The organism is Mesorhizobium sp. B2-7-3 (assembly GCF_006440715.1).
Taxonomy (GTDB): Bacteria; Pseudomonadota; Alphaproteobacteria; order Rhizobiales; family Rhizobiaceae; genus Mesorhizobium; species Mesorhizobium australicum.
Map to the genome: position 1 here is coordinate 234,887 of NZ_VFTY01000001.1, position 26,921 is coordinate 261,807.

Genomic DNA, 26,921 nt, shown 5'->3' on the forward strand with positions numbered 1-26,921 from the left:
CATGGTTGATGAACTGCAAAATGTCTGACATGCCGCGGCGCGACTCGTGAAATGGCGTAGCCGTGGCCTATGCTTTAAGATCATGCTGGACCGAGGGCATCATGCCCATCCGGCCTCGACCAGGGACTCTCGCATGGCCATCAGGGACGCATTTGGCCTGGCATTTTCGGGCGCGACGGAAGCCGGATTCGCGCCCTACGGCCAGGCCGTGCGCGAATTGCAGTGTTTCATTGGCGATCCCGTGAAATCCGTCGATCGCGCCATCGCGCAGGACCCCGGTTTTGTCATGGCGCATGTCTTCAAGGGCTACCTTTTCGGCCTTGCCACCGAACCGGAGGCGACGGCCGTGGCCAGGATCTGCCACGAGGCGGCGCTGCCGCTTGCCGCGACAACGCGTGAGCGGGCGCATGTCTCGGCCCTCGGCCACCTCGCCAACGGGCGCTGGCATCAGGCCTCCGGCATTCTGCGGGACATGGCGATCGATTTTCCGCTCGACGCCGTGGCGCTCCAGGTCGGACACCAGGTCGATTTCTTCACTGGCAACGCCCGCATGCTGCGCGACCGCATCGCCCGCGCCCTGCCGTCATGGCAGGCGGACATGCCGGGGTATCACGCCATTCTCGGCATGCAGGCCTTCGGGCTCGAAGAGATGGCTGAGTATGCGCAGGCCGAAAGGCTCGGCCGTACGGCGGTCGAGATCGAACCGCGCGATGGCTGGGCGCAACATGCGGTCGCGCATGTGATGGAGATGCAAAGCCGGCAAAGGGACGGCATCGCCTGGATGCGTACCGATCCCGAAGCCTGGACCAAGGACAGCTTCTTCCAGGTCCACAATTGGTGGCACCTGGCGCTGTTCCACTACGATCTCGGCGAGACCGGCGAGGTGCTGGCGCTCTATGACGGGCCGATCTATGGCAGCAGATCGACGCTGGCGCTCAACATGGTCGATGCATCGGCGATCCTGTGGCGGCTTCACCTCGGCGGCGTCGACGTCGGCGACCGCTGGACGGCGCTTGCCGCCAATTGGGTGCCCAAGGCCGCTGCCTCCAACTATGCCTTCAACGACGCCCATGCGATGATGGCCTTTGTCGGCGCCGGGCTCGATGCTCCGGCCCGGACCTTGCTCGAGGCACAGCGCGAAGCGATGCGGGGCGGTGACGACAATGCCGCTTTCACGCGGGATGTCGGCCATCCCCTGACGCTTGCGATCAAGGCGTTCGGAGAGGGCAACTACGCCGAAACCATCCGACTGATCCGGCCGATCCGGGCCATCGCCCATCGCTTTGGCGGCAGCCACGCGCAGCGCGACGTCATCGATCTGACGCTGATAGAAGCCGCCCTGCGCGCCGGCGACGGTGCACTGGCCAGGGCGCTGACGACGGAGCGTTCGGCCGCACGCCCGGACAGTCCGCTGTCGGCGCTGTTTTCGAGACGTGCCGCCGATTTGTCAGAGAATTGACCCGGAGCGGATCTTGCCTTAAAAACTGGCTCAAACATATTTTTCGGGTTCCGAAAAAAATAAGAACGTGGGAGGAAACCATGTATCTCGGCCTCGACCTGGGCACATCGGGCGTCAAGGCGCTGCTGATCGATGCCGGACAGGGCGTCATCGGCTCCGGCCATGGTACGCTTGATGTTTCTCGGCCTCATCCGGGCTGGTCCGAGCAGGATCCCCTGCACTGGATACGCGCCTGCGAAGATGCGATCGCCGACCTGAAGGCGGCACATCCCGGGCAGTTCGCGGCGATCGAGGGCATCGGCCTGTCGGGCCAGATGCATGGCGCGACCTTGCTCGATGCCGCCGATCAGGTGTTGCGCCCCTGCATCCTTTGGAACGATACGCGCAGCCATGTCGAGGCGGCGGCACTGGACGCCGATCCGCGCTTCCGCGCGCTCACCGGCAACATCGTCTTTCCCGGCTTCACCGCGCCCAAGCTCGCCTGGGTGAAGAACAACGAACCCGCTGTCTTCGCCAAGGTGGCAAAGGTGCTTTTGCCCAAGGATTTCCTGCGGCTCTGGCTGACCGGCGACTACATTTCGGAAATGTCGGATTCGGCCGGCACATCCTGGCTCGATGTCGGCAAGCGGCGCTGGTCTTCCGAGTTGCTTGCGGCGACCTCGCTTGAGGAAAAGCAGATGCCGTCGCTGGTCGAGGGCACGGAAAAAGCCGGTGCCCTGCGCGCCGAACTCGCGTCGCAATGGGGCATCGCGGCCGGCACTCCGGTGGCTGGCGGGGCCGGCGACAATGCGGCTTCCGCCTGCGGCATGGGCACGGTCGGCGCCGGCCACGCTTTTGTCTCGCTCGGCACATCGGGTGTGCTGTTTGCCGCCAACGCCGCCTATCTGCCCAACCCGGCCAGCGCGGTGCACACCTTCTGTCATGCTCTGCCCAATACCTGGCACCAGATGGGCGTCATCCTGTCGGCAACCGATTCGCTCAACTGGCTGTCGGAGATCACAGGCAAGGGCGCGGGCGAACTGACATCGGAACTCGGCGAGACGCTGAAGGCGCCGACCGGCGTGTCCTTCCTGCCCTATCTCTCGGGCGAGCGGACGCCACACAATGATTCCGCCATTCGCGGCTCATTCACAGGCCTGGCGCATGAATCGGGCCGCCCGGTGTTGACCCAGGCCGTGCTCGAAGGGGTTGCCTTTGCCTTCCGCGACAGCCTGGAGGCATTGAAAACCGCCGGCACGACCTTGACGCGCGTGACCGCGATCGGCGGCGGCTCGCGCTCGCGCTATTGGCTGAAGGCGATCGCCACCGCGCTGCAATTGCCGGTGGATATTCCGGCTGATGGCGATTTCGGCGCTGCGTTTGGAGCGGCCAGACTTGGCCTGATCGCAGCGACCGGCGCCGATCCGCTGGCCGTGTGCTCCGCGCCGAGGACAGATGCGACGATCGAGCCGGATGCAGCTCTTGGCGGCGCCTTCGCCGATGCTTATCACCGCTACCGCGCGCTCTATCCGGCCATTAAGGCCGTAACCGCGTGAGTTGGCGCTTGTCCCATTCCTTTCGTCCGGGCGCTGGCGCTGCCCCTCACCTGCCTGCCGGCATCCTCTCCCCGTATAGAGACGGGGAGAGGGGCGCTGTCATTGCTGGTTTCGCCAATCACCAACGTCGCAGGAAAGGCGTCGAGATTGCCGCCGGCCCGCTTCTCCCCGTCACTATACGGGGAGAAGTGCCCGGCAGGGCGATGAGGGGCGGCGCCGACTTCGCCAAGCGGTCCCCTCTACAGATTGGACAAGCAACTACTGTAAGCGTGGGAGCCACTCAACTTGCCAGCAAGACCTCACTGCGCCGGCACCTTGTCGAGGAAGCCGGTGACGCTCTTCAGGCGGCCGTTCTCGATGATGCCGATATCGGTGCCTTCGATGACGGAAGCAGTGCCCTCGGGCCCGAGATTCCAGGAGAAGCGGATCTTGTCGGCAAAGCCGTCCGGCGTGCCCTTCAGCGAGAAGCGGAAGCCGGCAAAGCGCTGCTGGACGCCGCCGATCAGCGCCGCGACGCCTTCATGGCCGTCGCCCTGCATGAGCGGATCGCGATAGCTGACGTCCTCGGTGAAGACAGCCTTGAGCAAGGCCGCCCGGCGGTCGGCATCGCTTTCGTTCCAGGCGGTGATGTAGTTCAGGGCGATCGTGTTGAGGTCGGTCATGGTCTGTCTCCTTCGTTTGACGGTTTTGACAGGACCGTTTTCGACCAGCCTCGGTGTGAAACCAATTACGCCTGAGGTAATCGGGCAAACCTATCTTGGAGAGGAAGAGAACCATGAGCAGCGGCTTTTTCGGCGATATCCAGACAATCAAATATGAAGGACCGGATTCGACCAATCCGCTGGCCTACCGTTTCTACAATCCCGACGAAGTGGTGGCCGGCAAGCGGCTGGAAGACCATCTGCGCTTTGCCGTCGCCTACTGGCATTCCTTCGCCTGGCCGGGCGGCGACCCGTTCGGCGGCCAGACCTTCGACCGTCCCTGGTTCCCCAAGGCCGGCGGGATCGACACGATGGAACTGGCGAAACTCAAAGCCGATGTCGCCTTCGAGATGTTCTCGCTGCTCGGCGCTCCCTATTTCTGCTTCCACGACGCCGATGTGCGGCCCGAGGGCAAGGATTTTTCCGAAAGTGCGGCACGCCTCGATGAGATCGCCGATTATTTCGCCGGCAAGATGAAGCAGACCGGCGTCAAGCTTTTGTGGGGCACGGCGAACCTGTTCTCCAACCGCCGCTTCATGTCGGGCGCGGCGACCAATCCCGATCCGGATGTGTTCGCCTACGCGGCCGCGACGGTGAAGAGCTGCATCGACGTCACCAAGCGGCTTAAGGGCGAGAACTACGTGCTGTGGGGCGGGCGCGAGGGTTATGAGACGCTGCTCAACACCGACCTTGCCCGCGAGCAGGAACAGGCCGGCCGTTTCCTGAACCTCGTCGTCGACTACAAGCACAAGATCGGCTTCAAGGGCACGATCCTGATCGAGCCGAAGCCGCAGGAGCCGACAAAACACCAGTATGACTACGACGTCGCGACCGTCTACGGCTTCCTCAAGCGCTTCGGCCTGGAGAAGGAGGTCAAGCTCAACATCGAGCAGGGCCACGCCATCCTGGCCGGCCACTCCTTCGAGCACGAGCTGGCGCTGGCCAACGCGCTCGGCGTCTTCGGCTCGATCGACATGAACCGCAACGACTACCAGTCGGGCTGGGACACCGACCAGTTCCCTAACAACGTGCCGGAAATGGCGCTGGCATATTACCAGGTGCTCCAGGCCGGCGGTTTCAAGACCGGCGGCACCAATTTCGACGCCAAGCTGCGCCGCCAGTCGCTCGACCCGCAGGACCTGCTGATCGGCCATATCGGCGGCATGGATTCCTGCGCGCGCGGCCTCAAGGCGGCGGCGAAGATGGTAGAGGACAAGGCGCTGTCGGGTCCGCTCGCCGAGCGCTATGCCGGCTGGAACAGCGCCGAGGCCAAGGCGATGCTGTCGGGCAAGCGGACGCTGGAAGAGATCGCCGAGCGCGTGGTGAAGAAGAAGATCGAGCCGCAACCGCGCTCCGGCCGCCAGGAATTGCTTGAAAACATCGTCAACCGCTACGTCTGACGCTGCCTGACCGTCGGCAATCCAAGCCGGCGCACTATGCGATTCGAAAGCTTGGCGCGCGGAAACTTTCTGCGCGCCATGCTGAAATCGACGACAAGGTTTTGCCCCTTGCCGCCTCTCAATGACCTCGCTCTTGCCTTCAAACTGCCGTCACGAATCTCGTATAGATATGGCTCGTGGCGGGAGAGGAAGAAGGAGGCGAACCGATATGCAGAACGAACGTGAAATCGACGCCCTGCTCTCACCTGGCGAGGCCGGATCGATCATCGACCGGCTGATGGCAATGCCGCATCCCAGGGATGGCGCGCGCCGGTCCAACGAATGGGATCGTGCTGTTGCCAGCCGTTTCGAGACCCATCTGGCCAGACAGATGCGCTCGCAGATCGATGGCGGCAGCGACCGGCAAAACGCCGCCTGAGCCGCCTGGATTCAACCTCGGCGAAGCCTGACAGGGGCTTCGCCAAAAGCCCTTGAAAATGCTCTCGAAAAGGCCGCGGCAGACGAGAACCCCGTCCGCCCGGCGATGTCCGCCATGGCGATCCGCGTGTCGACAACGAGCCGGCGCGCGGCACCCAGGCGCAGCCTGAGATAGTAGGCGCCCGGCGTCTCGCCGATCGACTTGCGAAAGATGCTTTCCAGGGTCCGCGCCGTCACCCCGGCGCGCCTGGCCACCGCGTCGATGGTCAGCGGCTGGTCGACATGCGCTTCCATCAAGCGGATCGCTTGCGCCAGGCGCGGATCGTAGCCGTCGAGCCGGCCGAGCGAGACCAGCGGCTGGGCATCGGTCGCGGCACGCGCCTGGTCGTAGATGAAGACGCTGGCGACATCGAGCGCCACCGCCATGCCGAGCCGCGTGCGAATCAAGTGCAGCATCAGGTCGAAGGTCGGCGAGGCGCCGCCCGAGGTGAACACCGGCCCGTCGATGACATAGCGGTCCGGCCGGACATCGACGCCGGGAAAAGCCGACGAAAAATCCTCCATGTCTTCCCAATGGGTGGTGGCGCTGCGGCCCTCCAGCAGGCCGGCGCGCGCCACCAGCCAGGTGCCGGCCTCGACGCCGCCGCACGCGCGGGCCGCCCGCGCCGCCCTCCGCAAGCCTGAAAGCAGAGCCGACGTCGCGTAATTCTGGGTGCCGAAACCGGCGACGACGACGAGAACGTCGGTTGTCTCCTTGGCGTCGAAACGGCCGCTGACCGCCACCGGCAGGCCGCAGGTGGTAACCGGCGCCTCGCCTGTCACCGAGACCAGCTTGAAGTCGAACAGGGTCTCGCCGGAAATGCGATTGGCGGCCCGCAGCGGGTCGACGGCGGAGGCGACGCACATGATCGAGGAGCCGGAAAACACCAGGAACGTTACCTTGAGGGTCTCACGTTCGGCGCGAAAGACAGATTTTTCGCTTTTGATCATGTGGCCTTCGTAAAACGCAAAGCAGCTTTGATCAAGTCGAGCGATGGTAGTGGCTGTTTCGAATGGGAGGAGAGTTTCGATGCCGCTCGCGATGAACCGTGAGGTCTTCATTACCTGTGCCGTGACCGGGTCCGGCGGCTCGCAGGATCGCTCACCCCACGTACCGCGCTCGCCCAAGCAGGTCGCCGATTCGGCGATCGACGCGGCCAAGGCCGGCGCTGCCATCGTCCATTGCCATGTGCGCGACCCCGAAACCGGCAAGCCCAGGCGCGACGTGCATCTCTACCGCGAGGTAACCGAGCGCATCCGCGCGGCGGATGTCGACGTCATCCTGAACCTTACCGCCGGCATGGGCGGAGACATGGTGTTCGGCTCGCCCGAAGCGCCGCTGCCGCTCAACGAAAAAGGCACCGACATGGGCGGCGCCACCAACCGCATGGAACATGTGCGCCAGTGCCTGCCGGAAATCTGCACGCTCGACTGCGGCACCATGAATTTCGCCGAGGCCGACTATGTCATGACCAACACGCCCGGCATGCTGCGCGCCATGGGCGGCATGATGACGGCGCTCGGCGTCAAGCCGGAAATCGAGGCCTTCGACACCGGACATCTCTGGTTCGCCAAGCAACTGGTCGAGGAAAAGGTGCTCGATCCGGACGCGCTGGTGCAGCTCTGCATGGGCGTGCCGTGGGGGGCGCCCGACGACCTCAACACCTTCATGGCGATGGTCAACAACGTGCCGTCGACATGGAACTGGTCGGCTTTCGCCATCGGCCGCAACCAGATGGCCTATGCCGCTGCCGCCGTGCTCGCCGGTGGCAATGTCCGCGTCGGCCTCGAGGACAATCTGTGGCTCGACAAGGGCGTGCTGGCGACCAATGCGCAATTGGTCGAGCGTGCCGCCTCGATCGTCACCAATCTCGGCGCCCGGATCCTGGGGCCGGAAGAAGTGCGCAAGAAGCTCAACCTGACCAAGCGAGCGCCGATCGCGGCATAAATTATTCGCAGGGAGGGTCGATATGGCTACTGTAAAATTCACCGCCATGAAGGATGGCGACAGGCAGGATTACGAGTTCCTGACCGCCCACGAGATCGACTACGCGGCCAGGACCGGCGAGCGGCTGCTCGACGCGCTGGTGCGGCTCGACGAAGGCCTGTCCGGCTACAAGATCACCCGGCTCGGCCATTCTCTGCAGGCGGCGACGCGGGCCTGGCGCGACGGCGCCGACACCGACTGGATCGCCTGCGCCGTGCTGCACGACATCGGCGACATCTACGCGCCCTACAATCACGACGAATACGCCGCTTCGATCCTGAAACCTTTCGTGCGCGAGCAATGCACCTGGGTGGTGGAGAAGCATGGCGACTTCCAGCGCCTCTACTACGCCCACCATCTCGGCGGCAATCGCCATGCGCGCGACCGCTTCGCCGGCCATGCCTATTTCGACGATTGCGACCAGTTTTGCGAACGCTGGGACCAGTCGAGCTTCGACCCTGATTATGAGACGCTGCCGATCGAATTCTTCCGGCCGTTCGTGCTCGAAGTCTTCGCCCGCAAAGCCTACGACCCATCGGTCATCCGCGCCGGCGAGCGCGTGCCTCTCACCGATCCCGAAACCGCCAGGACAAGAACCGGAGCCTCTCAATGAGCATCATCAACAAGGCGGCCGCCATCGGCGGCGGGGTCATCGGCGCCGGCTGGGTGGCGCGGCTCCTGCTCAACGGCATCGACGTGTCGATCTTCGATCCCGATCCCGAAGCTTCGCGCAAGGTTTCGGAAGTGATGAAGGGCGCGCGCCGCGCCTATAGGCAGATGGTGCCGGGCGGCCTGCCGAAAGAGGGCAAGCTGACCTTCGCCAAGACGATCGCGGAGGCGGTCGCGGATGCCGACTTCGTCCAGGAAAGCGTGCCGGAACGGCTCGACCTAAAGCACAAGGTGCTGGCCGAGATCGACACCCACGCGCCGGCCAACGCCATCGTCGGCTCCTCGACCTCGGGCATCAAGCCGACCGACATGCAGGTGGCGATGAAGAAGCACCCGGAACGGCTGGTCGTCGGCCATCCGTTCAATCCGGTCTATCTGCTGCCGCTGGTCGAGATCGTCGGCGGCGACCAGACTTTCCCGGAAGCCATCGAAGTCGCCAAGGAAATCTATGCCTCGATCGGCATGAAGCCGGTCGTCATCCGCAAGGAGATCGAGGCTTTCGTCGGCGACCGCCTGCTCGAAGCCGCCTGGCGCGAGGCGCTGTGGCTGATCAAGGACGGCATCTGCACGGTCGAGGAACTCGACGACATCATGCGCTACGGCTTCGGCCTGCGCTGGGCGCAGATGGGCATGTTCCAGGTCTATCGCGTTGCCGGCGGCGAGGCCGGCATGCGCCACTTCATGGCGCAGTTCGGGCCCTGCCTGAAATGGCCGTGGACCAAGCTGATGGACGTGCCGGAGTTCAACGATGAGCTGGTCGACCTGATCGCCACCCAGTCTGACGACCAGGCGCACGGCCTGTCGATCCGCGAACTGGAAAAGATCCGCGACGACAATCTGGTCGCGATCATGGATGCGCTGTCGAAGCAGAACAAGGGCAAGGGCTGGGGCGCCGGCGCGCTGCACAAGGATTACACAAGACAGCTCGCCAAGCTGGCGGCGAAGAAGCCCGTGGCCTCAAAGGCAGCGGAAAGGGCCAGGGCCGCCAAGCCAGTGAAGAAAGCCGAAAAGCCGAAGAAAAAGAAGAAGGGCTGAGACCATGGATTTCGGTCTTTCGGAAGAGCAGAAACTCATTGTCGAGACGACGCGCGCCTTCGTCGAGAACGAGCTTTATCCGCACGAGCGCGAGGTCGAGCGCACCGGCGTGCTGCGCCGCGAGCTGATCGAGGAGATCAAGGCGAAGGCGATCGAGGCGGGCCTCTATGCCGCTAACATGCCTGCCGATGTCGGCGGCGCGGGGCTCGATACGGTGACCTGGCTGCTCTACGAGAAGGAACTGGGCCGCGCCAATTACGCACTGCATTGGACCTGCGTGGCGCGCCCCTCCAACATCCTGCTCGCCGGCACGCCGGAGCAGCGCGAAAAATATCTTTTCCCCTGCATCCGCGGCGAGAAATGGGACTGCCTGGCGATGACCGAGCCGGGCGCCGGCTCCGACCTGCGCGGCATGAAGGCGACCGCCGTGCAGGACGGCGACGACTGGGTGCTGAACGGCACCAAGCATTTTATCTCCCACGCCGATCTCGCCGATTTCGCCATCGTCTTCATGGCCTCGGGCGAAGAGGATTCACCGCGCGGAAAGCGCAAGAAGATCACCGCCTTCTTCGTCGACAAGGGCACCAAGGGATTCACGGTGCGCGACGGCTATCGCAATGTCTCGCATCGCGGCTACACCAACGCCATCCTCGAATTCGACGATTGCCGCCTGCCGGCATCCCAGGTTCTGGGCGAGGTGCACAAGGGCTTCGACGTCGCCAATTCCTGGCTCGGCGCCACGCGGCTGCAGGTCGGCGCCACCTGCCTCGGCCGTGCCGAGCGAGCGCTCGGCCATGCGGTCGAATATGCCGCGCAGCGCCAGCAGTTCGGCCAGCAGATCGGCAAGTTCCAGGGCGTGTCGTTCAAGCTCGCCGACATGGCGACGGAACTCAAGGCCGCCGACCTGATGGTGTTCGAAGCGGGCTGGAAGTACGATCAGGGCACCGTCACCGATCAGGACATGGCCATGGCCAAGCTGAAGGCCACCGAAATGCTCGCCTTCGTTGCCGACGAGGCCATCCAGATCCATGGCGGCATGGGGCTGATGGATGACCTGCCGCTGGAGCGCATCTGGCGCGACGCCCGCGTCGAGCGCATCTGGGAAGGCACGTCGGAGATTCAGCGACATATTATTTCGCGGGCGCTGCTGCGTCCGTTCGGGGCTTGATCGATGCATAAACTTGAACGCCTCCTGCGCCCCAAATCGATCGCCGTGTTCGGCGGCGTGCAGGCCGCCGCCGTCGTGGCGCAATCGATCAAGATGGGCTTTGCCGGCGAGATCTGGCCGGTGCACCCAACCAAGGACGAAGTGGCCGGACGCAAGGCCTACCGATCCGTCGCCGATTTGCCCGGCGCGCCGGACGCCGCCTTTGTCGGCGTCAACCGGCACCTCACCATCGAGGTGGTCAAGGCGCTGGCCGAACGCGGCGCCGGCGGCGCCGTCTGCTTTGCCGCCGGCTTCCTCGAGACCGAGGCCTATGACGAGGACGGCGAAAGGCTGCAGGCCGAACTGGTGGCCGCCGCCGGCCAGATGCCGATCATCGGACCGAACTGCTACGGCCTGATCAATTATGCGGACGGCGCGCTTTTGTGGCCAGACCAGCATGGCGGCATCAGGCTGGAAGGCGGCGGCAAGGGTGTCGCCATCATCACCCAGTCGTCCAACATCGCCATCAACATGACGATGCAGAAGCGCGGCCTACCGATCGCCTTCCTGATGACCGCAGGCAACCAGGCGCAGACCGGCCTGTCCGAAATGGCGCTCGGCCTGATCGAGGACGAGCGCGTCACCTCGCTTGGCCTGCACATCGAGGCGTTCGATTCGGTAGCCGGCTTCGAGCGCCTGGCGGCAAGGGCACGTGAGCTCAAGAAGCCGATCATCGCCATGAAGGTCGGCCGCTCCGAACAAGCGCGGCAGGCAACTGTCTCGCACACGGCGTCACTCGCCGGCTCGGACGCTGCTTCCGGCGCCTTCCTGAAGCGGCTTGGCATCGCTCGCGTCGATTCCATCCCCTCCTTCATCGAGGCGCTGAAGCTGCTTCACATCACCGGCCCGCTGCCTGGCTATACCTTGTCGTCGATGAGCTGTTCGGGCGGCGAGGCATCGGTCATGGCCGACAGCGCCGAAGGCCGATGGGTCAACTTCCCGGTCCTGAACGACACCCATCGCGCCCATGTCAAATCAACGCTCGGGCCGCTGGTCGCGGTGGCCAATCCCCTGGACTATCACACCTTCATCTGGAACAACGAGCCGGCGATGACCGCCACCTTCACCGCCATGGTGTCGGGCGGCTTCGACCTCAACATGCTGGTGCTCGACTTCCCGCGTCCCGATCGCTGCTCGGTGACCGACTGGTGGGCGACGCTGCGCGCCTTCGAATCGGCGCTGAAGACCAACAAGGCGCATGGCGCCATCGTCTCCTCGCTGCCGGAGAACCTGCCGGAAGAATACACCGCCGAGCTGATGGCGCGCGGCATGGTGCCGCTTTTCGGCATTTCCGAAGCGATGGACGCCGCCCAGGCGGCGGCCTTCATCGGCTGGGCCTGGCGCGAGCCGCAGGCGCAGCCGGTGGATACATCGGCGTCCGGTGCTGCCGGTGGCGATCATGTTACGCCCGACGAGGCGCAAGCCAAGGCGCGGCTGATCAAGGCCGGGCTTCCAGTGCCAAAAGGCGAACGCGCCGGCAATGCGGTCGAAGCGGTGATCTCGTCCATGGCGCTCGGCTTCCCCGTCGCCCTGAAGGCGCTTGGCGTCACCCACAAGTCCGAGGTGGGCGCCGTCAGGCTGAACCTCAAGGACGCCGAATCGGTCAGCACGGCGGCGCATGACCTGTTGCCGCTCGGCACCGGGCTCTATGTCGAGCGCATGGTGCGCGACGGCGTCGCCGAACTGATCGTCGGCTTCACCCGCGATCCGATGTTCGGCGCCGTGATGACGCTGGGCACTGGCGGCGTGCTGGTCGAATTGCTGCGCGACAGCGTCACGCTGATGCTGCCGGCAACGCGCGACGACATCGAGGCCGCACTGCGCGGCCTGAAACTGTTCCCGCTGCTCGAGGGCTATCGCGGCCGGCCGAAGGCCGATGTCCAGGCCGCCATCGACGCCATCGCGGGCATTGCCGGCTTCGTGCAGGACAATGCCGGCGAGATCGAGGAACTCGACATCAATCCACTGATCGTCTGCTCTGAGGGCAAGGGCGCCTGGATCGCCGATGCATTGCTGGTGCTGGGAGAAAACAAGAATGTCTGACGTCATTTCGACCCGCCGCGAAGGCTTGATCCTCGAGGTCACGCTCGACCGCCCCAAGGCCAATGCCATCGACCTGAAAACATCGCGGCTGATGGGCGAAACCTTCAAGGCGTTCCGCGACGATCCCGACCTGCGCGTCGCCATCGTCAAGACCGCCGGCGACAAGTTCTTCAGCGCCGGCTGGGACCTCAAGGCCGCCGCGAGCGGCGACGCGGTCGACGGCGACTATGGCGTCGGCGGTTTTGCCGGGCTGCAGGAATTGCGCGACCTGAACAAGCCGGTCATCGCCTGCGTCAACGGCATGGCGGTGGGCGGCGGCTTCGAGCTGGCGCTGTCCTGCGACCTCATCTACGCCTCCGACCACTCCTCCTTCGCGCTGCCCGAAATCCGCGCCGGCACGCTGGCCGACGCGGCGACGATCAAGCTGCCGAAGCGCATCCCCTATCATGTCGCCATGGACCTTTTGCTCACCGGCCGCTGGATGGATGTCGCCGAGGCGCATCGCTGGGGCCTGGTCAACGAGGTGCTGCCCAAGGAAAAGCTCGAGGACCGCGTCTGGGAGATCGCCCGGCTGCTCGCCAGCGGCCCGCCGCTGGTGTTCGCAGCGATCAAGGAGACCGCGCGGGTGGCGGAATCGCTGACCTTCCAGGAGGCGATGAACAAGGTGACGCGCCGGCAACTGCCGACGGTCGATGCGCTCTATGGGTCGGAGGACGGCATGGAAGGTTTCCGCGCCTTCGCCGAAAAGCGCGAACCGGTATGGAAGGGGAGATAGCTCGCCGACGATGATGTTCCGTCACACCCCCCTCTGGCCTCAACCTCCACATTCGGTCCAAGCAGCATGACCGACTACAGCAAACTCATCGACGCCGAGACCTGGGCTTTCATCGAGCGGACGAATTCCTATTATCCGCCCGACACGATCGATTACACGATCGCGCAGCAGCGCGAGATCTACGATCGCATGTGCCGCGAGTTCTTTGCCGGCTATCCCGAGGGGGTGAATGCGGAGACCACCGCTATTGCCGGGCCGGCATGCGATATCCCAATCCGCATCTACCGCAACGCAAAGCCGGATCGTGCCGCCATGGTGCTCTACCTCCATGGCGGGGGCTTCATCCTCGGCGGGCTGGACAGCCATGACGACGTCTGCGCCGAGCTTTGCGGCCGCACCGGTTATGAGGTGGTCTCGGTCGACTACCGGCTGGCGCCGGAGCATCTGCATCCGGCCGCTTTCGACGATGCGATGAGCGCCATCGAATGGGCCGCCGGGACCTACGACCGCCCGGTCTTGCTGTGCGGCGACAGCGCCGGCGGCAATCTTTGCGCCGCCGTTGCGCACGCGACACGTGGCCACGCGAAAAAGCCGATCGGCCAGGTGCTGATCTATCCCGGTCTCGGCGGCGATCGCGCGCGCGGCTCCTATGTGACGCATGCCGAAGCGCCGATGCTGACGGTGCGCGACCTTGAATTCTACAAGAACATCCGTACCGGAGGTGTGGACCAGACCGGTGACATCACGCTGTATCCGCTGGCCGATGCCGATTTCGCCAATCTGCCGCCGACCGTGCTGATTACCGCCCAGTGCGACCCGCTGTCATCCGATGGCGAGGCTTATCGCGACCGCATCGTCGCGGCGGGCGGGCGCGCCGCCTGGTTCGAGGAGCCCGGCCTGGTGCACGGCTATCTCAGGGCTCGGCATGCCGTTGGCCGCGCCCGCGCGAGCTTCACCCGGATCGTCGACGCGGTGGCCACGCTCGGAAAGGGCGGCTTAACCTAGTAGGACGAATGGCTGTCCGCTCAGGACGCCTTGGCCAGGAAGCTCTGATAATCCGATTTCGCCTGCAGCAGGCGCAGCACGTTCTCGCGCGAACCGCGCACATGCGCGCGGGCCAGGGCGCCGGCGCGGCTGACATCGTTTGCGCAGATCGCCTCGACGATCTCGGCGTGTTCGTCGCGGGCGATCTTCCATTCATCGAGCCACAAGAGTTCGGTCCAGACATAATGCTGGCACTTGTCGAGGATGCCGCACAGCATGCCATGCAGCATGACATTGCCGCTGATCTCGGCAATGACGCGGTGGAGATCGATGCCGACCTCCAGTTCCTGGAATTTTTCCCGCGTCGTGCGATCTGGAATGGCGGCCAGCCGCTCGCACTCGGCCAGCATGGCGCGCAGCCGCGCCTTGTCCTTCTCGGTCGCAGCGGCCGCCGCCAGTTCGGTCGCGTGACCGTCGAGCAGTTCGCGGATGGCGAAGGCCTCGCGGAACATGTTGATGTCGAACTCGGTGACGGCATAGCCCTGGCGCGGCCGGCCGGTGACCAGCCCGTCGCGCTCAAGGCGATTGAAGGCTTCGCGCACGGGGGTGCGGCTGACATTGAGTTTCGCCGCGATGTCGCTTTCGGTGACGCGTGAACCCGGCGGAATCTGGCCGGTCACGATCATCGCCTTGAGCGCGGAATAGACCGAGTCGCGCAGCGTGTTTTTTGGTTCCTTGGCCAAGTTCCGTTTCCAGTTCTCCGGCCGCTTTAGCCGGACATCGCCTCGTTTGTAGTCGCAGTCGGCGTAATTTGCCACGCCCCGCGGCGCCGTTCCCGCCGTCCAACCGATCGCGCCCGTCGCAGTTGACAACACCGATCTCTCGGCTACATTCTAAATTGTATACAAAATCGCATGCCAAATCAAAAAACAAATGGGAACACCGGTCGGAGAACCGAAATGAACAGGACCACCAGCTTTAGAACTCTAGCGATAGCCGGGCTCATTGCCTCCGTGGCAGTGCCCGCCGTCGCCGCCGACACGATCACCGTCGCCTCATGGGGCGGCACCTATCAGGAGGCGCAGACCAAGGCCTTCTTCAAGCCGACCGCCGATGCGCTCGGCATCACCATCAAGGAAGACACGACCAACGGCCTCGATGATGTACGCCTGCAGGTGACCGGCAATGCGGTGAAATGGGACATCACCGAACTCGGCGCCGACGAATGCGCGCGCGGCTCGAAGGAGGGGCTGTTCGAAAAGCTGGATTACGGCATCATCGACAAGAGCGGCATCAACCCCAAGCTGGTGCATGACGATTGGGTCGGCATTTCCTACACGTCCGTCGTGCTGATCTACCGGACCGATGTCTTCGGCGACAAGGGCCCGAAGACATGGGCCGACTTCTGGAACGTGGAAAAGTTTCCGGGACGGCGCGCGCTGAGCAGCAGCCAGGCGACGGAGACGCTGAGCGTCGCAGCACTCGCCTCCGGCCTGCCGATCGACAAGGTCTATCCCGTCGATATCGACGGCGCGCTGAAATCGGTCGACAAAATCCGAGGCCATGTCGATGCCTGGTGGACCTCCGGCGCCCAGGCCATGCAACTGGTGAAGGATGGCGAAGTCGACATGGCGAGCATCTGGAACGGCCGCGCCGGCACTTTGAAGAAGGAGGGCGCGCCGGTCAGCTTCTCCTTCGACCAGGGCGTGCTCACCGCCGATTGCATGGTCATCCCCAAGGGCGCCAAGAACAAGGACGCGGCGATGAAGGCGCTGGCCATGTTCGTCAGCCCGCAATTGCAGGCCAACCTGCCGCTCTATGTCGACAATGGACCGGTGAACGAGAAGGCCTTCGAGACCGGCAAGATCCCGCCGGAGCGGATCAAGGACATCAATTCGGCGCCCGAAAACGTCAAGAAGCAGGTATTGCAGGATGCCGAGTTCTGGCGCGACAACCTCGTCGAGGCGACGGAAAAGTTCAACAACCTGATCCAGCAATAGGCCGGAATCCTGACATTGCGGGACGGCAGCAGCGCCGCCCCGCTCCTTCAGTCTCTGCCTCGGAGATAACGATCTTGTCCATTGCACCATCCGCGCTGCCGATCGGCATGCGCGCGATCGAGAAACGATTTGGCAGCGTGCCGGTGCTGCGCGACCTGAACCTCGATGTCGAGGCTGGCGAGTTCCTGACGCTGCTTGGGCCTTCGGGCTCGGGGAAGACGACGCTGCTGATGATCCTGGCCGGTTTCGTGCGAGCCAATGGCGGATCGATCAAGGTCGGCGGCGACGAGATCATCACCACGCCGCCGCACCGGCGCAATATCGGCATGGTGTTCCAGAACTATGCGCTGTTTCCGCATATGAACGTCTTCCACAACATCGCCTTTCCGCTGAAGCAGCGCGGCGTCGGTGTGACAGAGACAGCGCAGCGGGTGGAGAAGGCGCTGGAGCTGGTGAAGCTGCATGGCCTGGGCGAGCGCCGGGTGGACCAGCTTTCCGGCGGCCAGCGCCAGCGCGTGGCCCTGGCGCGCGCCATCGTCTTCGAGCCGCGCATCGTCTTGATGGACGAACCGCTGTCGGCGCTCGACAAGGGCCTGCGCGAGCATATGCAGATCGAATTGCGTGCGCTTCATCGCCGTCTCGGCATGACCACGGTCTATGTCACGCACGACCAGCGCGAAGCCATCACCATGTCGGACCGTATCGCGGTGATGAACGGTGGCCGCATCGAACAGCTCGACAGGCCCGAAACGCTTTATGCCGCGCCGAAGACGCAATTCGTAGCCGGCTTCATCGGCGAATCGAACTTCATCCCGGTCGAAAGCCGCAATGGCTCGGTCTGGTATGAGGACAGGCTGATCCAGACCGGCGCACCGACGCCGCCGGCCGGTCCGCATCTGATGGTGGTGCGACCGGAGAAGCTGCGGCTGGTCACGGCATCCGACCCGTCGACCGGCGTCAATGTGCTCGATGCGACGGTCAGCGACATCATCTACCAGGGCGACAGTTTTGTCTGCTATGCCAGCCTGCGCGACGGCCGCCAGCTGACGCTGCGCGACTATTGCCGCAGCGACGTGCTGGCAAGGCTGCCGGCGCCGGGCCAGCCGATCACGCTCGGCCTCGATGCCAAGGACACGATCCTGGTGGCGGCCGAGGGATGAGCGCGCAGTCCGCCTTCGTGACGGAGACCGCCCGCCCGGCAGGGCAGGACCTGAACGCGCAGGCCCTGCGCGCCGATGCGCGGCGCGAGTCATTGCGGCTGCTGGCGCTGCTGGCGCCGAGCCTGTTCCTTGTCTGCGCGATCATCATCGTGCCGATCGGCTGGCTGTTCTGGCTGTCGCTGTTCGACGAGACCGGCGCCTTGAGCGCCGCCAACTATGCGCGTTTCTTCGAGCAGGCCTCCTACATCAGGACCTTCATCACCACCTTCGAGGTCGCCTTCATCGTCACCGGCGCCTGCGTGCTAACAGGCTATCCCCTGGCCTACATGTTGTCGCAGCTGCCGCGCCGGGCCGCATCGATCTGCCTGATCTTCGTCATCCTGCCGTTCTGGACGTCGGTGCTGGTGCGCACCTATGCCTGGCTGGTGATCCTGCAGCGCAAGGGCCTGATCAACAGCTGGCTCATCGATCTCGGCGTGATCAGCCAGCCGCTGTCGCTGGCCAACAATTTTTCGGGCGTCGTCATCGGCATGACGCACATATTGCTGCCGTTTCTGGTTTTGCCGCTCTATGCCTCGATGAAGACGATCGACACCGACTGCCTGCGCGCCGGCATGAACCTCGGCGCCGGCCCGGCCGCCACCTTCCGGCAGATCTTCTTTCCGCTGTCGGTGCCGGGCCTCGCCTCCGGCGTGGTCATCGTCTTCGTGCTGTGCCTCGGTTTCTTCGTGACGCCGGCGCTGATGGGTGGCGGCAAGGTGGTGATGTGGGCGATGCGCATGGAGCAGACCACCAGCCTCTATTCCAACTGGGGCGCCGGTGCGGCACTCGGCGTGGTGCTGCTGGTGGTCACGCTGGCGCTTCTCGGCCTGTTCCAGTGGCTGCTCGGCGCGCGGGCCACCGGCGTATGGAGTTCGCGATGAGTGAAGATATCGGATTGCCGATCTCGCATCGGCAACGGCTGTGGCTCTACGCCTTCGGCGGCCTCGTGCTGCTGTTCCTGATCGCGCCGTCGGTCATCATCGTCATCATGTCGTTCTCGGATTCGACGCTGCTGCAATTTCCGCCGCGGCAATGGTCGCTTCGTTGGTACCAGAGCTATTTCCAGTCGCTGGAATGGCGCGACGCCACCATCGTGTCGGTGAAGGTCGCGGTCATGACCGCGCTGGTGGCGACGCCGCTCGGCACTGCCGCCGCCTATGCGATCAACCGGGGCACGCTGCGCTTCAACGGCGCGATCAACGCGCTGCTCACGGCGTCGCTGATCATCCCGGTGATCCTGGTCGGCATCGGCACCTTCTTCCTCTATGCGCGCATCGGCCTCAACAACACGCTGACCGGCCTGGTCATCGCGCATACGGTACAGGCGCTGCCGCTGGTGGTGCTGACGGTGCTGTCGGGCCTGCGCTCCTACGACATGAACCAGGAGCGGGTGGCGCGCAGCCTGGGCGCGGGACGCGTCGCTGCCTTCTGGCAGGTGACGATGCCGCAGATCCGCTTCTCGATCGTCTCGGGCGCGCTGTTTGCCTTCATCACCTCCTTCGACGAAGTTGTCGTCTCGCTGTTCATCTCGGGCGGGGAGACCACGACACTGACGCGCCGCATGTTCAACGCGCTGCGCGACCAGATCGACCCGACCATCGCCGCCATCTCAACCTGCCTGATCGTGCTGTCTGTCGCGCTGTTGTCACTGGCGCAGATCTTCGGCCGCCGGCATTGATTTCATCGGACCCATTCGCTTCAAGTGCCCATTCGCTTCAAGACACCGGGGGATACCCAGACCAGATGCGTGATTTCCAGTTTCCCGGCCGCTCGCCGGTTCGTGCCACGGAAGCGATTGCCGCGACATCGCATCCGCTTTCGACGCTTGCGGCCATCGAGATGCTGCGCGCCGGCGGCAATGCCATGGATGCCGCCATCTGCGCCGCCGCCGTGCAGGGCGTGGTCGAGCCGCAATCGACGGGGATAGGAGGCGATTGCTTTGTCCTCTACTGCCCCAAGGGACGGAGCGAAGTGCTGGCTTTCAACGGCTCGGGGCGTGCACCGGCGGCCGCGACCGTCGACTGGTATCGCGACAAGGGGTTTAGCGAGCTTCCCAAACAGGGGCCGCATGCGGTGACCGTGCCGGGCGCCATCGACGCCTGGTGCCGGCTGCTGGAGGACCATGGCAGCAAGAGCCTGGCCGAGGTGCTGGCGCCGGCGATCCACTACGCCGAGAACGGCTATGTCGTGCACGACCGCGTCGCCTTCGACTGGGCCGAACCCGAAACCGATCTTTCCGCCGACGAGCATGCCGCGCGCATCTTCCTGCCGGGCGGCATGGCGCCGAAGGCCGGCGACGTGCACAAGCAGCCCGCGTTGGCCGCCACTCTCCGGGTGATCGCCAAACAGGGCCGCGCCGGGTTCTACGAAGGCGCGGTCGCCGACGACATGGTGCGCCGGCTCAAGGAGCTGGGCGGGCTGCACACGGCGGACGATTTCGCCGCGACCAGGGGCGACTATGTGGCGCCGGTGAGCGTCAGCTATGGCGGCCACGAGATCCACCAGATGCCGCCGAACAACCAGGGGCTGACGGCGCTTTTGATGCTGAACGTGCTGTCGGGCTTCAAGCTCGGTGGGCTCGACCCTAACGGCGCCGAGCGCCTGCACCTGGAGATCGAGGCCGGGCGGCTGGCCTATCGCGACCGCGACCGTTTCGTCGGCGACCAGGACCATGTCCCGGTGCCGGTGAGGCAGCTTCTCTCGGCCGCCTATGCCGACCGGCTGCGCGCCGAGATCGACCGCGAGCGCGCCATGACCCATTTGCCCGACGTGCAGCTGCCTTGCAGCGACACGGTCTATATCTCGATCGTCGACCGCGACCGCAACGCGGTCTCCTTCATCAACTCGACCTATTATTCGTTCGGCAGCGGCGTCGTCGGTCCCAAGACCGGCGTCGTGCTGCAGAACCGCGGCTCGAGCTTCCGCCTCGATCCGGCCCACCCCAACGCCATCGCGCCCAGCAAGCGGCCGATGCACACGATCATGCCCGGCATGGCGACGAAAAACGGCCGCGTGGTCATGCCGTTCGGCGTCATGGGCGGCGGCTACCAGCCCTTCGGCCATGTCCATCTTCTGACCAGCATGATCGATTTCGGCATGGACCCGCAGCAGGCGCTCGATGCGCCGCGCGTGTTCTACAATGACGGTATGGTGGAGGCGGAGCGCAACGTGCCCGCCGAGGCCGTCGAAGGCCTGCGGCGGCGCGGCCACGCCATCACCGAGCCGCACCATCCGCTCGGCGGCGGCCAGGCGGTGCTGATCGACTGGGAAAAGGGAACGCTGACGGGGGCATCCGATCCGCGCAAGGACGGGATGGCGCTGGGGTATTGAGGAACTACCGGGCGCTGGCGCTGCCCCTCACCTGCCTGCCGGCATCCTCTCCCCGTATAGTGACGGGGAGAGGGGACACTGTCATCGACGGTTTCGCCAATCGCCCACGCTGAACAGGCGCCGAGACCGAAACTGCCCCTTTCTCCCCGTCCCTATACGGGGAGAAATGCCCGGCAGGGCAATTAGGGGCGGCGCTGACATCAGATGGACTTTCGCAAGCCATAGTCTTGAAACATAGCTGGTGACCATGACCCAAATCCACACAGACCTTTCCCACCGCCTCGTCGCCGGCGCCGACGACGCGCCGGCGATCCTGGCGCCCGACAGCCCGACGCTGACCCATGGCAGGCTGCGCGCGCTGATCGCCACCACCGCCACGCAGCTCCATGCACGCGGCATCGGCCGAGGCGACCGGGTGGCGATCGTGCTGCCCAACGGGCCGGAGATGGCGACGGCTTTCATCGCTGTCGCCGCCACAGCCTCGACGGCGCCGCTCAACCCCGCCTACCGGGCGGACGAGCTCGATTTCTACCTGACCGACATCGGCGCCAAGGCGATCCTGGTCGCCGAGACCGAGACTGGCCCTGCCGTGACTGTGGCCGAGCGCCTCGGCATTGGCGTGCTGCGGCTTGTCGTGCCGCCAGACGCGCCGGCCGGCAGCTTCACCATCGAAGGCGCGGCGATCGGACCGCAAGCGGCGCCCGCCAAGGCCGGGGACGGCGACATCGCGCTTCTGCTGCACACCTCCGGCACGACGTCACGCCCCAAGCTGGTGCCGCTCAGCCATGCCAATGTCGCGGCCTCCGCCCGCCATATCGGCGCCACGCTCGGCCTGACGGCGGATGACCGCTGCCTCAACATCATGCCGCTGTTCCACATCCATGGGCTGATCGCGGCGGTGCTGTCGTCGCTGGCATCCGGCGGCAGCATCTATTGCACGCCGGGCTTCAACGCGCTGCGCTTCTTCCAGTGGCTGAGCGACGCCGGGCCGAGCTGGTACACGGCGGTGCCGACCATGCACCAGGCGATCCTGGCGCGCGCGGCGCGCAACGCCGAAGCATTGGCGGCGGCACGCCTGCGCTTCATCCGCTCGTCCTCGGCCTCGCTGCCGGCGCAGGTGATGGCCGAGCTCGAGGCGACCTTCGGCTGCCCAGTCATCGAGTCCTACGGGATGACCGAGGCCGCGCACCAGATGGCGTCGAACCGGCTGCCGCCCGGCCTGCGCAAGCCGGGCAGCGTCGGTGCGGCCGGCGGACCCGAGGTTGCGGTGATGGCGCCGGACGGCCGGCTGATGCAGGCCGGCGAAACGGGCGAGATCGTCATTCGCGGCCCCAATGTCACCTCAGGCTACGAGAAGAACCCGGACGCCAACGCCACGGCCTTCGCGCATGGCTGGTTCCACACCGGCGACCAGGGCGTGCTCGACGATGACGGCTATCTCAGGGTCACCGGCCGGCTGAAGGAGATCATAAACCGCGGCGGCGAGAAGATCTCGCCGCTCGAGGTCGACAATGTGCTGATGGACCACCCGGCGGTGGCGCAGGTCGTCACCTTCGCCATGCCGCATGACAAGCTCGGCGAGGACGTGGCAGCGGCCGTGGTGCTGCGCGAAGGCATGAGCGCCAGCGAGGGCGATATTCGCGCCCACGCGGCGATGCGGCTCGCCGACTTCAAGGTGCCGCGCAAGGTGCTGATCCTGGACGAGATCCCCAAGGGCGCGACCGGCAAGCTGCAACGCATTGGGCTCGCCGCCAAGCTCGGGCTCTGATCATGAAGATCACCATCTTCGGCGCCGGCGCCATCGGCGGCTACCTCGCGGCCAAGCTGGCGATTGCCGGCCGCACCGAGCTGTCGATCGTCGCCCGCGGCGCGCATCTCGACGCGATCAAGGCCAGCGGCCTGCGCCTGATCGAGGACGGCAAGGAAACGACCGCCCCGGTCAGGGCCGCCGCCAAGGCTGAAGAGCTTGGCGAACAGGACTATGTCGTGCTGGCGCTGAAGGCGCATTCTGTCGCGCCCGCGCTCGACCAGATCGCCCCGCTGCTTGGGGACCACACAGCGGTCGTCACCATGCAGAACGGCGTTCCCTGGTGGTATTTCCATAAAACCCTCGGCGCGCTCGAAGGCACGAGGCTGCAGCAGGTCGATCCCGGCGGCACTATCTGGGACCGGCTCGGCCCGCGTCGTGTCATCGGCTCGGTGGTCTACCCCGCCGTCGAGGTCGATGCGCCCGGCCTGATCCGCCATGTCGAAGGAAAACGCTTCTCGCTCGGCGAACCCTCGGGCGAGAAGAGCGAAAGGGTCACGCTCCTGGCCGGCGAGATGGTCAAGGCCGGCTTGCAGGCGCCGGTGCGCGAGGACATACGCGCAGAGATATGGATAAAATTGTGGGGCAACCTCTCCTTCAACCCGATCTCGGCGCTGACCGGCTCGACGCTTGCCGCGATCGTCGCCGACGAGGGCACCCGCATGCTCGCCCGCGCCATGATGCTGGAAGCGCAGGCGATCGGCGAAAGCCTCGGCGTGCGCTTCCCCATAGACGTCGACCGCCGCATCAAGGGCGCCGGCGATGTCGGCGACCACAAGACCTCGATGCTGCAGGACCTGGAACGCGGCCGCCCGATGGAGATCGACGCGCTGGTGGGCGCGGTGCAGGAGCTGGGACGGCTGACGGGCAAGCCGACGCCGGCGATCGATGGGGTGCTGGCGTTGGTGAAGAGGCTGGCGGTGGAGCGGGGGTGTTATGGGTGAATAGGAAACCGACATCGGTTAGTGCCTGCCGTCCCGAATGACCGGAGAGAGACGTCCGTAACTCTACGGTTGGACGGCCGCTTTGCGCCTCATCTCGATTATCGAAGTCAGCTGTGCCGCCGCCGAAAAGCGGGCGTTGGTGACGACGCATCAGACGTGACGGGTGCGCCAGGACCGTACCTAGCCGTGACCCATGTGTGATGTCGACTTGTCCTTAGTTCCCGCTCGTAAAGCGTTGCAGGGCCAAGGTTCCACAGCCGGTAGACACAATCGGGCTCGGCCAAGCCGCGGCCGGGTTCTGTCAAGATATTTGCGCTCCGACGCGGAGTGGATAGCTGCTTCTGCCGACTTTTTTCCGCAAGGTGGAGAAAAACAGTTGGCGACCTACTTCAGAAGGTAGGAACGAACGCTGACTTCAGATTGAAAGGAACGCGCAATGCCGAAGACTACGATTTACCCTTGGTACGCCAAGGACGGGGAAGAGGCCGTGGCCCGCTTCTCCCGAGATCTTTTCCAATAGCGCATTTGGTGCCGATCACCGTGCACGCTCGCCACCGTGACCAAGTGATCCGCTGTACTTCGGTCTTCCGCTTGCAGTGCTTCCCTGCTTAATTCGAGGAAATTTGCACAATTATAAGGTTGCGGCATGATACCAATCTACATCGGCTATGATCCACGGGAATCCCGCGTTCTAGACGTAGCGCGATGGAGCGCTTATCGGCGGACAAGCACGCCGTTGCAGATACTACCATTGGTGCTCAAAGACCTTGAAGCCCAAGGAATTATGAAGCGACCGATGGTGGTACGGGATGGTAAGCTCTGGTGCCCGATTTCCGAGGCACCGATGGCGACAGAGTTTGCCATATCGCGCTTTGCCGTTCCGTTTATAAGGCAAGGCGGCTGGGCCATGTTCTGCGATTGTGATGTCCTGTTTCTGAAGGATCCAGCCAAGCTGCTCGATCTAGTTGATCCTTCCTACGCTATTATGGCGGTTAAGCACCAGCAACGCGAATCCGAAGCGGTCAAGATGGACGGACAAATGCAGACATTCTATCGCCGCAAAAACTGGTCGTCGGTCGTTTTGTGGAATCTAGATCATCCCTCCAACAAACGGCTGACCAGCGAGATGCTCAATACGTGGCCTGGACGTGACCTCCACGCCTTCAAATGGCTTGAGGACCACGAGATCGGGGAATTGCCTCTGGCATGGAACTACCTCGTAGGAGCTTCGGCTTCCGAACTCGATCCCGCCGATGTCTCGCTGGCGCACTACACGCTCGGCGGCCCTTGGTTTGCGGGTTGGTCCGGCACCACGCAATGGGACGAATTGTGGAGGCGAGAAGAGAGCATTCTGCGCGCGTTTGAGGAACATGCCGTTCAGGTTCCCGCATGAAAACTCCGCTTTTGGATTTCTTGCCAATCTTCTCAAAGCCAACTCTTCGGTTGCCCAGGGTCACGGGTCCCGCCTTGGTGATGGGGTCAGCGCCGAATTTTCGCCTCCCGGAGGGACATGGTGTCGATTGGGCACTTGTGACCGTCAATGCTTCCCAGCTTTTGGCGGAAACGTTCGGCCTCCGCCTTCCTGATATCGCAGTCATCCGCCGCGGCATTTTGGTCGGCGCGAGCGAACAGGACTTCTACAAGCGCGATTTGTTAAAGGGACGGCAGGCGAAACATCTGATCGTACCGGTTTGGCCGGACGTTGAAGGCAAGCTGAAAGCTGGTTGTCGCACCTTCAATTATGGTTTTGATACCTTGCAGGCGCTCACCAAATGGCAACTTGCCAACATCGTCTGGCGGCTTAGCGGCAAATATCATGTGTCCCGCGGCTGGCACCGGAAAATCTCCACCGGAGCCTTCGCGATCATGTTGACGCGTTTCGCGGGTTTCGCCCCTGTTGTAGTCAGCGGGTTTTCCCTGTCCCAGGCTGGGCATGGATACGACACCCGAAATGCCTTTCGATATCATGCCGACGAAGATGCGGATTTGCTTCGGCTGGTAGTGAGTAGAGGCGAGCCAATCTACGCAGAGGATAGGGACTTCGCCGCGGAAACTGGATTGCCCTTGTGGCAGGGACAGATGCCATGACGAGTGCTTCTTAGGGGAGCTTGCAACATGGGCTGTCCCGAACGCTATAGCAAAGATGATCTAGCTCCGATGAGTTATCCATTTCTCGGAGCTGCGAACCGACCAACGACCAACATTACCCGCCCTTCAGGAGGTTGGTGTGCTGAATATCTCGATGGTTGATCGGCAGACTATCAAGTCCATTCTCGTTATTCAGACGAAGTACATCGGGGACATCATTCTAACTTCGGTGCTCGTGCGAAATCTGCGCCTCGCTTACCCAAACGCTGCGATAGTCATGCTCTGCGCTCCTGGCCTGCGAGACTTCGTAACCAGCCAGAATATCGCGGACGTGGCCATCGGGTTCGACGGTAGAAGTGCTGGTAGAAGTCTGCTTCAGCGGATGAAGGAATATTCAAGCTTGGTCGCCGACCTCCGTCGCCGAAAATTCGATCTCACCATTGATGTAACTGACTCGAAGACGTCAAGGATATTGCACAGGTCAATCGGCGCTCCGCTGCGCGTTGGGTACAACCCCCCGGAAAAGCCCCTGAAGTTTTGGGAAGGTCAGCCTGCTAATATATTTGCTAAACCCTTTGGTCATGGAGGCGCGCACTATTTGTACCGATATTTGTCCCCGCTTGAAGCCCTTGGGATAGAATTACGCGAAGTGACGCCGAGGCTTGAACCCACACCGGTTGGGCGAAGCGCGTCTACCCAGGTTCTGGCGCAAAGCAAGCTGGCTGTAAAAGCTTTCGTCGCTGTGCACGCTGGAGCAAGGTTCGAAGGGCGGTGTTGGCAACCTGAACGGTTCGCTGCAATAATCGACGAGGTTTATGCCGCGACGGGCCTGCGGTCACTACTGGTTGGTGGACCTAATGAAGGCTCAACCGCGCAGACAATCTTGGACATGGCAGCGTCACCATTGGCGAGCGTTGTTGGTAAGATCTCGCTTGAGACATTAACTGCTTTGCTTGCGGATGCATTTATCTTTCTGGGAAACGAGAGCGGCCCAATGCACCTGGCTGCGTCAGTCGGAACCCCGGTTGTGGGCCTTTATGGCCTCACGCCACCCGACATCTGGGGACCTCTTGGGGTGCTTCACCGCACCGTTGAGCCGCCGTTGCCTTGCCAGTGCATTGCGCCCGATTTGTGCAAGCCCGGCAATCCGGGCGGCGTGTACTGCGTTCATCGACTACCCGTTGCCAAGGTCGCCCAGGCGACACGAGACCTGATGGATGCAGTGAGGCAACAGGCAAACGAGACGGCCAATCAAACAGACTCACTCCGGTAGAAACAGCGATGACCGGCCCGCGTGAA

At 64.0% G+C, this 26,921-nt stretch carries 24 protein-coding genes; 21 read left to right on the plus strand and 3 right to left on the minus strand.

Features of this window, described 5'->3' with window-relative positions; genetic code table 11:
- Positions 1 to 133: 133 nt before the first annotated feature.
- Positions 134 to 1,459: a tetratricopeptide repeat protein gene (locus tag FJW04_RS01235; RefSeq protein WP_140711864.1), complete on the plus strand. Its 1,326-nt coding sequence runs from the start codon at positions 134 to 136 to the stop codon at positions 1,457 to 1,459.
- A gap of 80 nt (positions 1,460 to 1,539) precedes the next feature.
- Positions 1,540 to 2,994, plus strand: a complete 1,455-nt coding sequence (gene xylB / locus FJW04_RS01240) for a xylulokinase (protein ID WP_140711866.1) — start codon at positions 1,540 to 1,542, stop codon at positions 2,992 to 2,994.
- Between the two features lie 299 nt (positions 2,995 to 3,293).
- Here xylB and FJW04_RS01250 read toward each other — a convergent pair whose 3' ends face one another.
- On the minus strand, positions 3,294 to 3,656 hold the full coding sequence (locus tag FJW04_RS01250; protein ID WP_140620574.1) for a nuclear transport factor 2 family protein: 363 nt from the start codon (positions 3,654 to 3,656) through the stop codon (positions 3,294 to 3,296).
- 113 nt (positions 3,657 to 3,769) lie between these two features.
- On the opposite strand from FJW04_RS01250, the gene xylA reads away from it, so the two are divergent.
- Together xylA and FJW04_RS01260 are read left to right on the plus strand one after the other, a co-directional pair.
- Positions 3,770 to 5,095, plus strand: coding sequence for a xylose isomerase (gene xylA / locus FJW04_RS01255; RefSeq protein ID WP_015314599.1), 1,326 nt, complete (start codon positions 3,770 to 3,772; stop codon positions 5,093 to 5,095).
- Between the two features lie 208 nt (positions 5,096 to 5,303).
- Positions 5,304 to 5,513 (plus strand): hypothetical protein, encoded by a 210-nt coding sequence (locus tag FJW04_RS01260; RefSeq protein WP_015314600.1) that lies wholly within the window; start codon positions 5,304 to 5,306, stop codon positions 5,511 to 5,513.
- A gap of 11 nt (positions 5,514 to 5,524) precedes the next feature.
- On the opposite strand, the gene FJW04_RS01265 is transcribed toward FJW04_RS01260, so the two are convergent.
- The gene (locus FJW04_RS01265) at positions 5,525 to 6,502 is read right to left on the minus strand and encodes a GlxA family transcriptional regulator (protein ID WP_015314601.1); all 978 of its coding nucleotides are present in this window, start codon (positions 6,500 to 6,502) and stop codon (positions 5,525 to 5,527) included.
- A 79-nt stretch (positions 6,503 to 6,581) separates the two neighbouring features.
- Between FJW04_RS01265 and FJW04_RS01270 the strand changes: the two genes are divergently transcribed.
- The 7 genes from FJW04_RS01270 to FJW04_RS01300 all read left to right on the plus strand — a co-directional run bounded on the left by FJW04_RS01270 (position 6,582) and on the right by FJW04_RS01300 (position 14,272).
- Positions 6,582 to 7,499: a 3-keto-5-aminohexanoate cleavage protein gene (locus tag FJW04_RS01270; protein ID WP_140711868.1), complete on the plus strand. Its 918-nt coding sequence runs from the start codon at positions 6,582 to 6,584 to the stop codon at positions 7,497 to 7,499.
- Between the two features lie 22 nt (positions 7,500 to 7,521).
- Positions 7,522 to 8,151 carry an HD domain-containing protein gene (locus tag FJW04_RS01275; RefSeq protein WP_140711870.1) on the plus strand — a complete coding sequence of 210 codons (630 nt, stop codon included), beginning with the start codon at positions 7,522 to 7,524 and terminating at the stop codon, positions 8,149 to 8,151.
- A complete protein-coding gene (locus FJW04_RS01280; RefSeq protein WP_140620568.1) occupies positions 8,148 to 9,242 on the plus strand; it encodes a carnitine 3-dehydrogenase in 1,095 nt (364 codons plus the stop codon). The genes FJW04_RS01275 and FJW04_RS01280 overlap by 4 nt, the downstream gene beginning before the upstream one ends.
- Before the next feature lie 4 nt (positions 9,243 to 9,246).
- Positions 9,247 to 10,410: an acyl-CoA dehydrogenase gene (locus FJW04_RS01285; RefSeq protein WP_023772121.1), complete on the plus strand. Its 1,164-nt coding sequence runs from the start codon at positions 9,247 to 9,249 to the stop codon at positions 10,408 to 10,410.
- Positions 10,411 to 10,413: 3 nt separating this feature from the next.
- On the plus strand, positions 10,414 to 12,492 hold the full coding sequence (locus FJW04_RS01290; protein WP_140711872.1) for an acetate--CoA ligase family protein: 2,079 nt from the start codon (positions 10,414 to 10,416) through the stop codon (positions 12,490 to 12,492).
- The gene (locus FJW04_RS01295; RefSeq protein WP_140620564.1) at positions 12,485 to 13,267 is read left to right on the plus strand and encodes a carnitinyl-CoA dehydratase; all 783 of its coding nucleotides are present in this window, start codon (positions 12,485 to 12,487) and stop codon (positions 13,265 to 13,267) included. Before FJW04_RS01290 ends, FJW04_RS01295 begins: the two co-directional genes overlap by 8 nt.
- 66 nt (positions 13,268 to 13,333) lie before the next feature.
- Entirely contained in the window at positions 13,334 to 14,272 is a 939-nt protein-coding gene (locus FJW04_RS01300; RefSeq protein ID WP_140711874.1) for an alpha/beta hydrolase, read from the plus strand.
- Between the two features lie 20 nt (positions 14,273 to 14,292).
- On the opposite strand, the gene FJW04_RS01305 is transcribed toward FJW04_RS01300, so the two are convergent.
- A complete protein-coding gene (locus FJW04_RS01305) occupies positions 14,293 to 14,994 on the minus strand; it encodes a GntR family transcriptional regulator (protein ID WP_181171410.1) in 702 nt (233 codons plus the stop codon).
- A 216-nt stretch (positions 14,995 to 15,210) separates the two neighbouring features.
- On the opposite strand from FJW04_RS01305, the gene FJW04_RS01310 reads away from it, so the two are divergent.
- The 10 genes from FJW04_RS01310 (at position 15,211) to FJW04_RS01360 (ending at position 26,895) form a co-directional block, all read left to right on the plus strand.
- Positions 15,211 to 16,251, plus strand: coding sequence for an ABC transporter substrate-binding protein (locus FJW04_RS01310; protein WP_023772116.1), 1,041 nt, complete (start codon positions 15,211 to 15,213; stop codon positions 16,249 to 16,251).
- Positions 16,252 to 16,325: 74 nt separating this feature from the next.
- Positions 16,326 to 17,411: an ABC transporter ATP-binding protein gene (locus tag FJW04_RS01315; RefSeq protein ID WP_140620556.1), complete on the plus strand. Its 1,086-nt coding sequence runs from the start codon at positions 16,326 to 16,328 to the stop codon at positions 17,409 to 17,411.
- Entirely contained in the window at positions 17,408 to 18,334 is a 927-nt protein-coding gene (locus FJW04_RS01320; RefSeq protein ID WP_140620554.1) for an ABC transporter permease, read from the plus strand. Before FJW04_RS01315 ends, FJW04_RS01320 begins: the two co-directional genes overlap by 4 nt.
- Positions 18,331 to 19,131: an ABC transporter permease gene (locus FJW04_RS01325; protein WP_140711876.1), complete on the plus strand. Its 801-nt coding sequence runs from the start codon at positions 18,331 to 18,333 to the stop codon at positions 19,129 to 19,131. Before FJW04_RS01320 ends, FJW04_RS01325 begins: the two co-directional genes overlap by 4 nt.
- A 65-nt stretch (positions 19,132 to 19,196) precedes the next feature.
- The gene (gene ggt / locus FJW04_RS01330; protein ID WP_140711878.1) at positions 19,197 to 20,783 is read left to right on the plus strand and encodes a gamma-glutamyltransferase; all 1,587 of its coding nucleotides are present in this window, start codon (positions 19,197 to 19,199) and stop codon (positions 20,781 to 20,783) included.
- A 247-nt stretch (positions 20,784 to 21,030) separates the two neighbouring features.
- Positions 21,031 to 22,551, plus strand: coding sequence for an acyl--CoA ligase (locus FJW04_RS01340; RefSeq protein ID WP_181172872.1), 1,521 nt, complete (start codon positions 21,031 to 21,033; stop codon positions 22,549 to 22,551).
- A 2-nt stretch (positions 22,552 to 22,553) separates the two neighbouring features.
- Positions 22,554 to 23,534 carry a 2-dehydropantoate 2-reductase gene (locus FJW04_RS01345; RefSeq protein WP_140711882.1) on the plus strand — a complete coding sequence of 327 codons (981 nt, stop codon included), beginning with the start codon at positions 22,554 to 22,556 and terminating at the stop codon, positions 23,532 to 23,534.
- A 754-nt stretch (positions 23,535 to 24,288) separates the two neighbouring features.
- Positions 24,289 to 24,927 (plus strand): hypothetical protein, encoded by a 639-nt coding sequence (locus FJW04_RS01350; protein WP_246673707.1) that lies wholly within the window; start codon positions 24,289 to 24,291, stop codon positions 24,925 to 24,927.
- Positions 24,924 to 25,622, plus strand: coding sequence for a hypothetical protein (locus FJW04_RS01355; protein ID WP_140711886.1), 699 nt, complete (start codon positions 24,924 to 24,926; stop codon positions 25,620 to 25,622). Before FJW04_RS01350 ends, FJW04_RS01355 begins: the two co-directional genes overlap by 4 nt.
- A gap of 139 nt (positions 25,623 to 25,761) precedes the next feature.
- A complete protein-coding gene (locus FJW04_RS01360) occupies positions 25,762 to 26,895 on the plus strand; it encodes a glycosyltransferase family 9 protein (RefSeq protein ID WP_224622817.1) in 1,134 nt (377 codons plus the stop codon).
- Positions 26,896 to 26,921 lie beyond the last annotated feature (26 nt).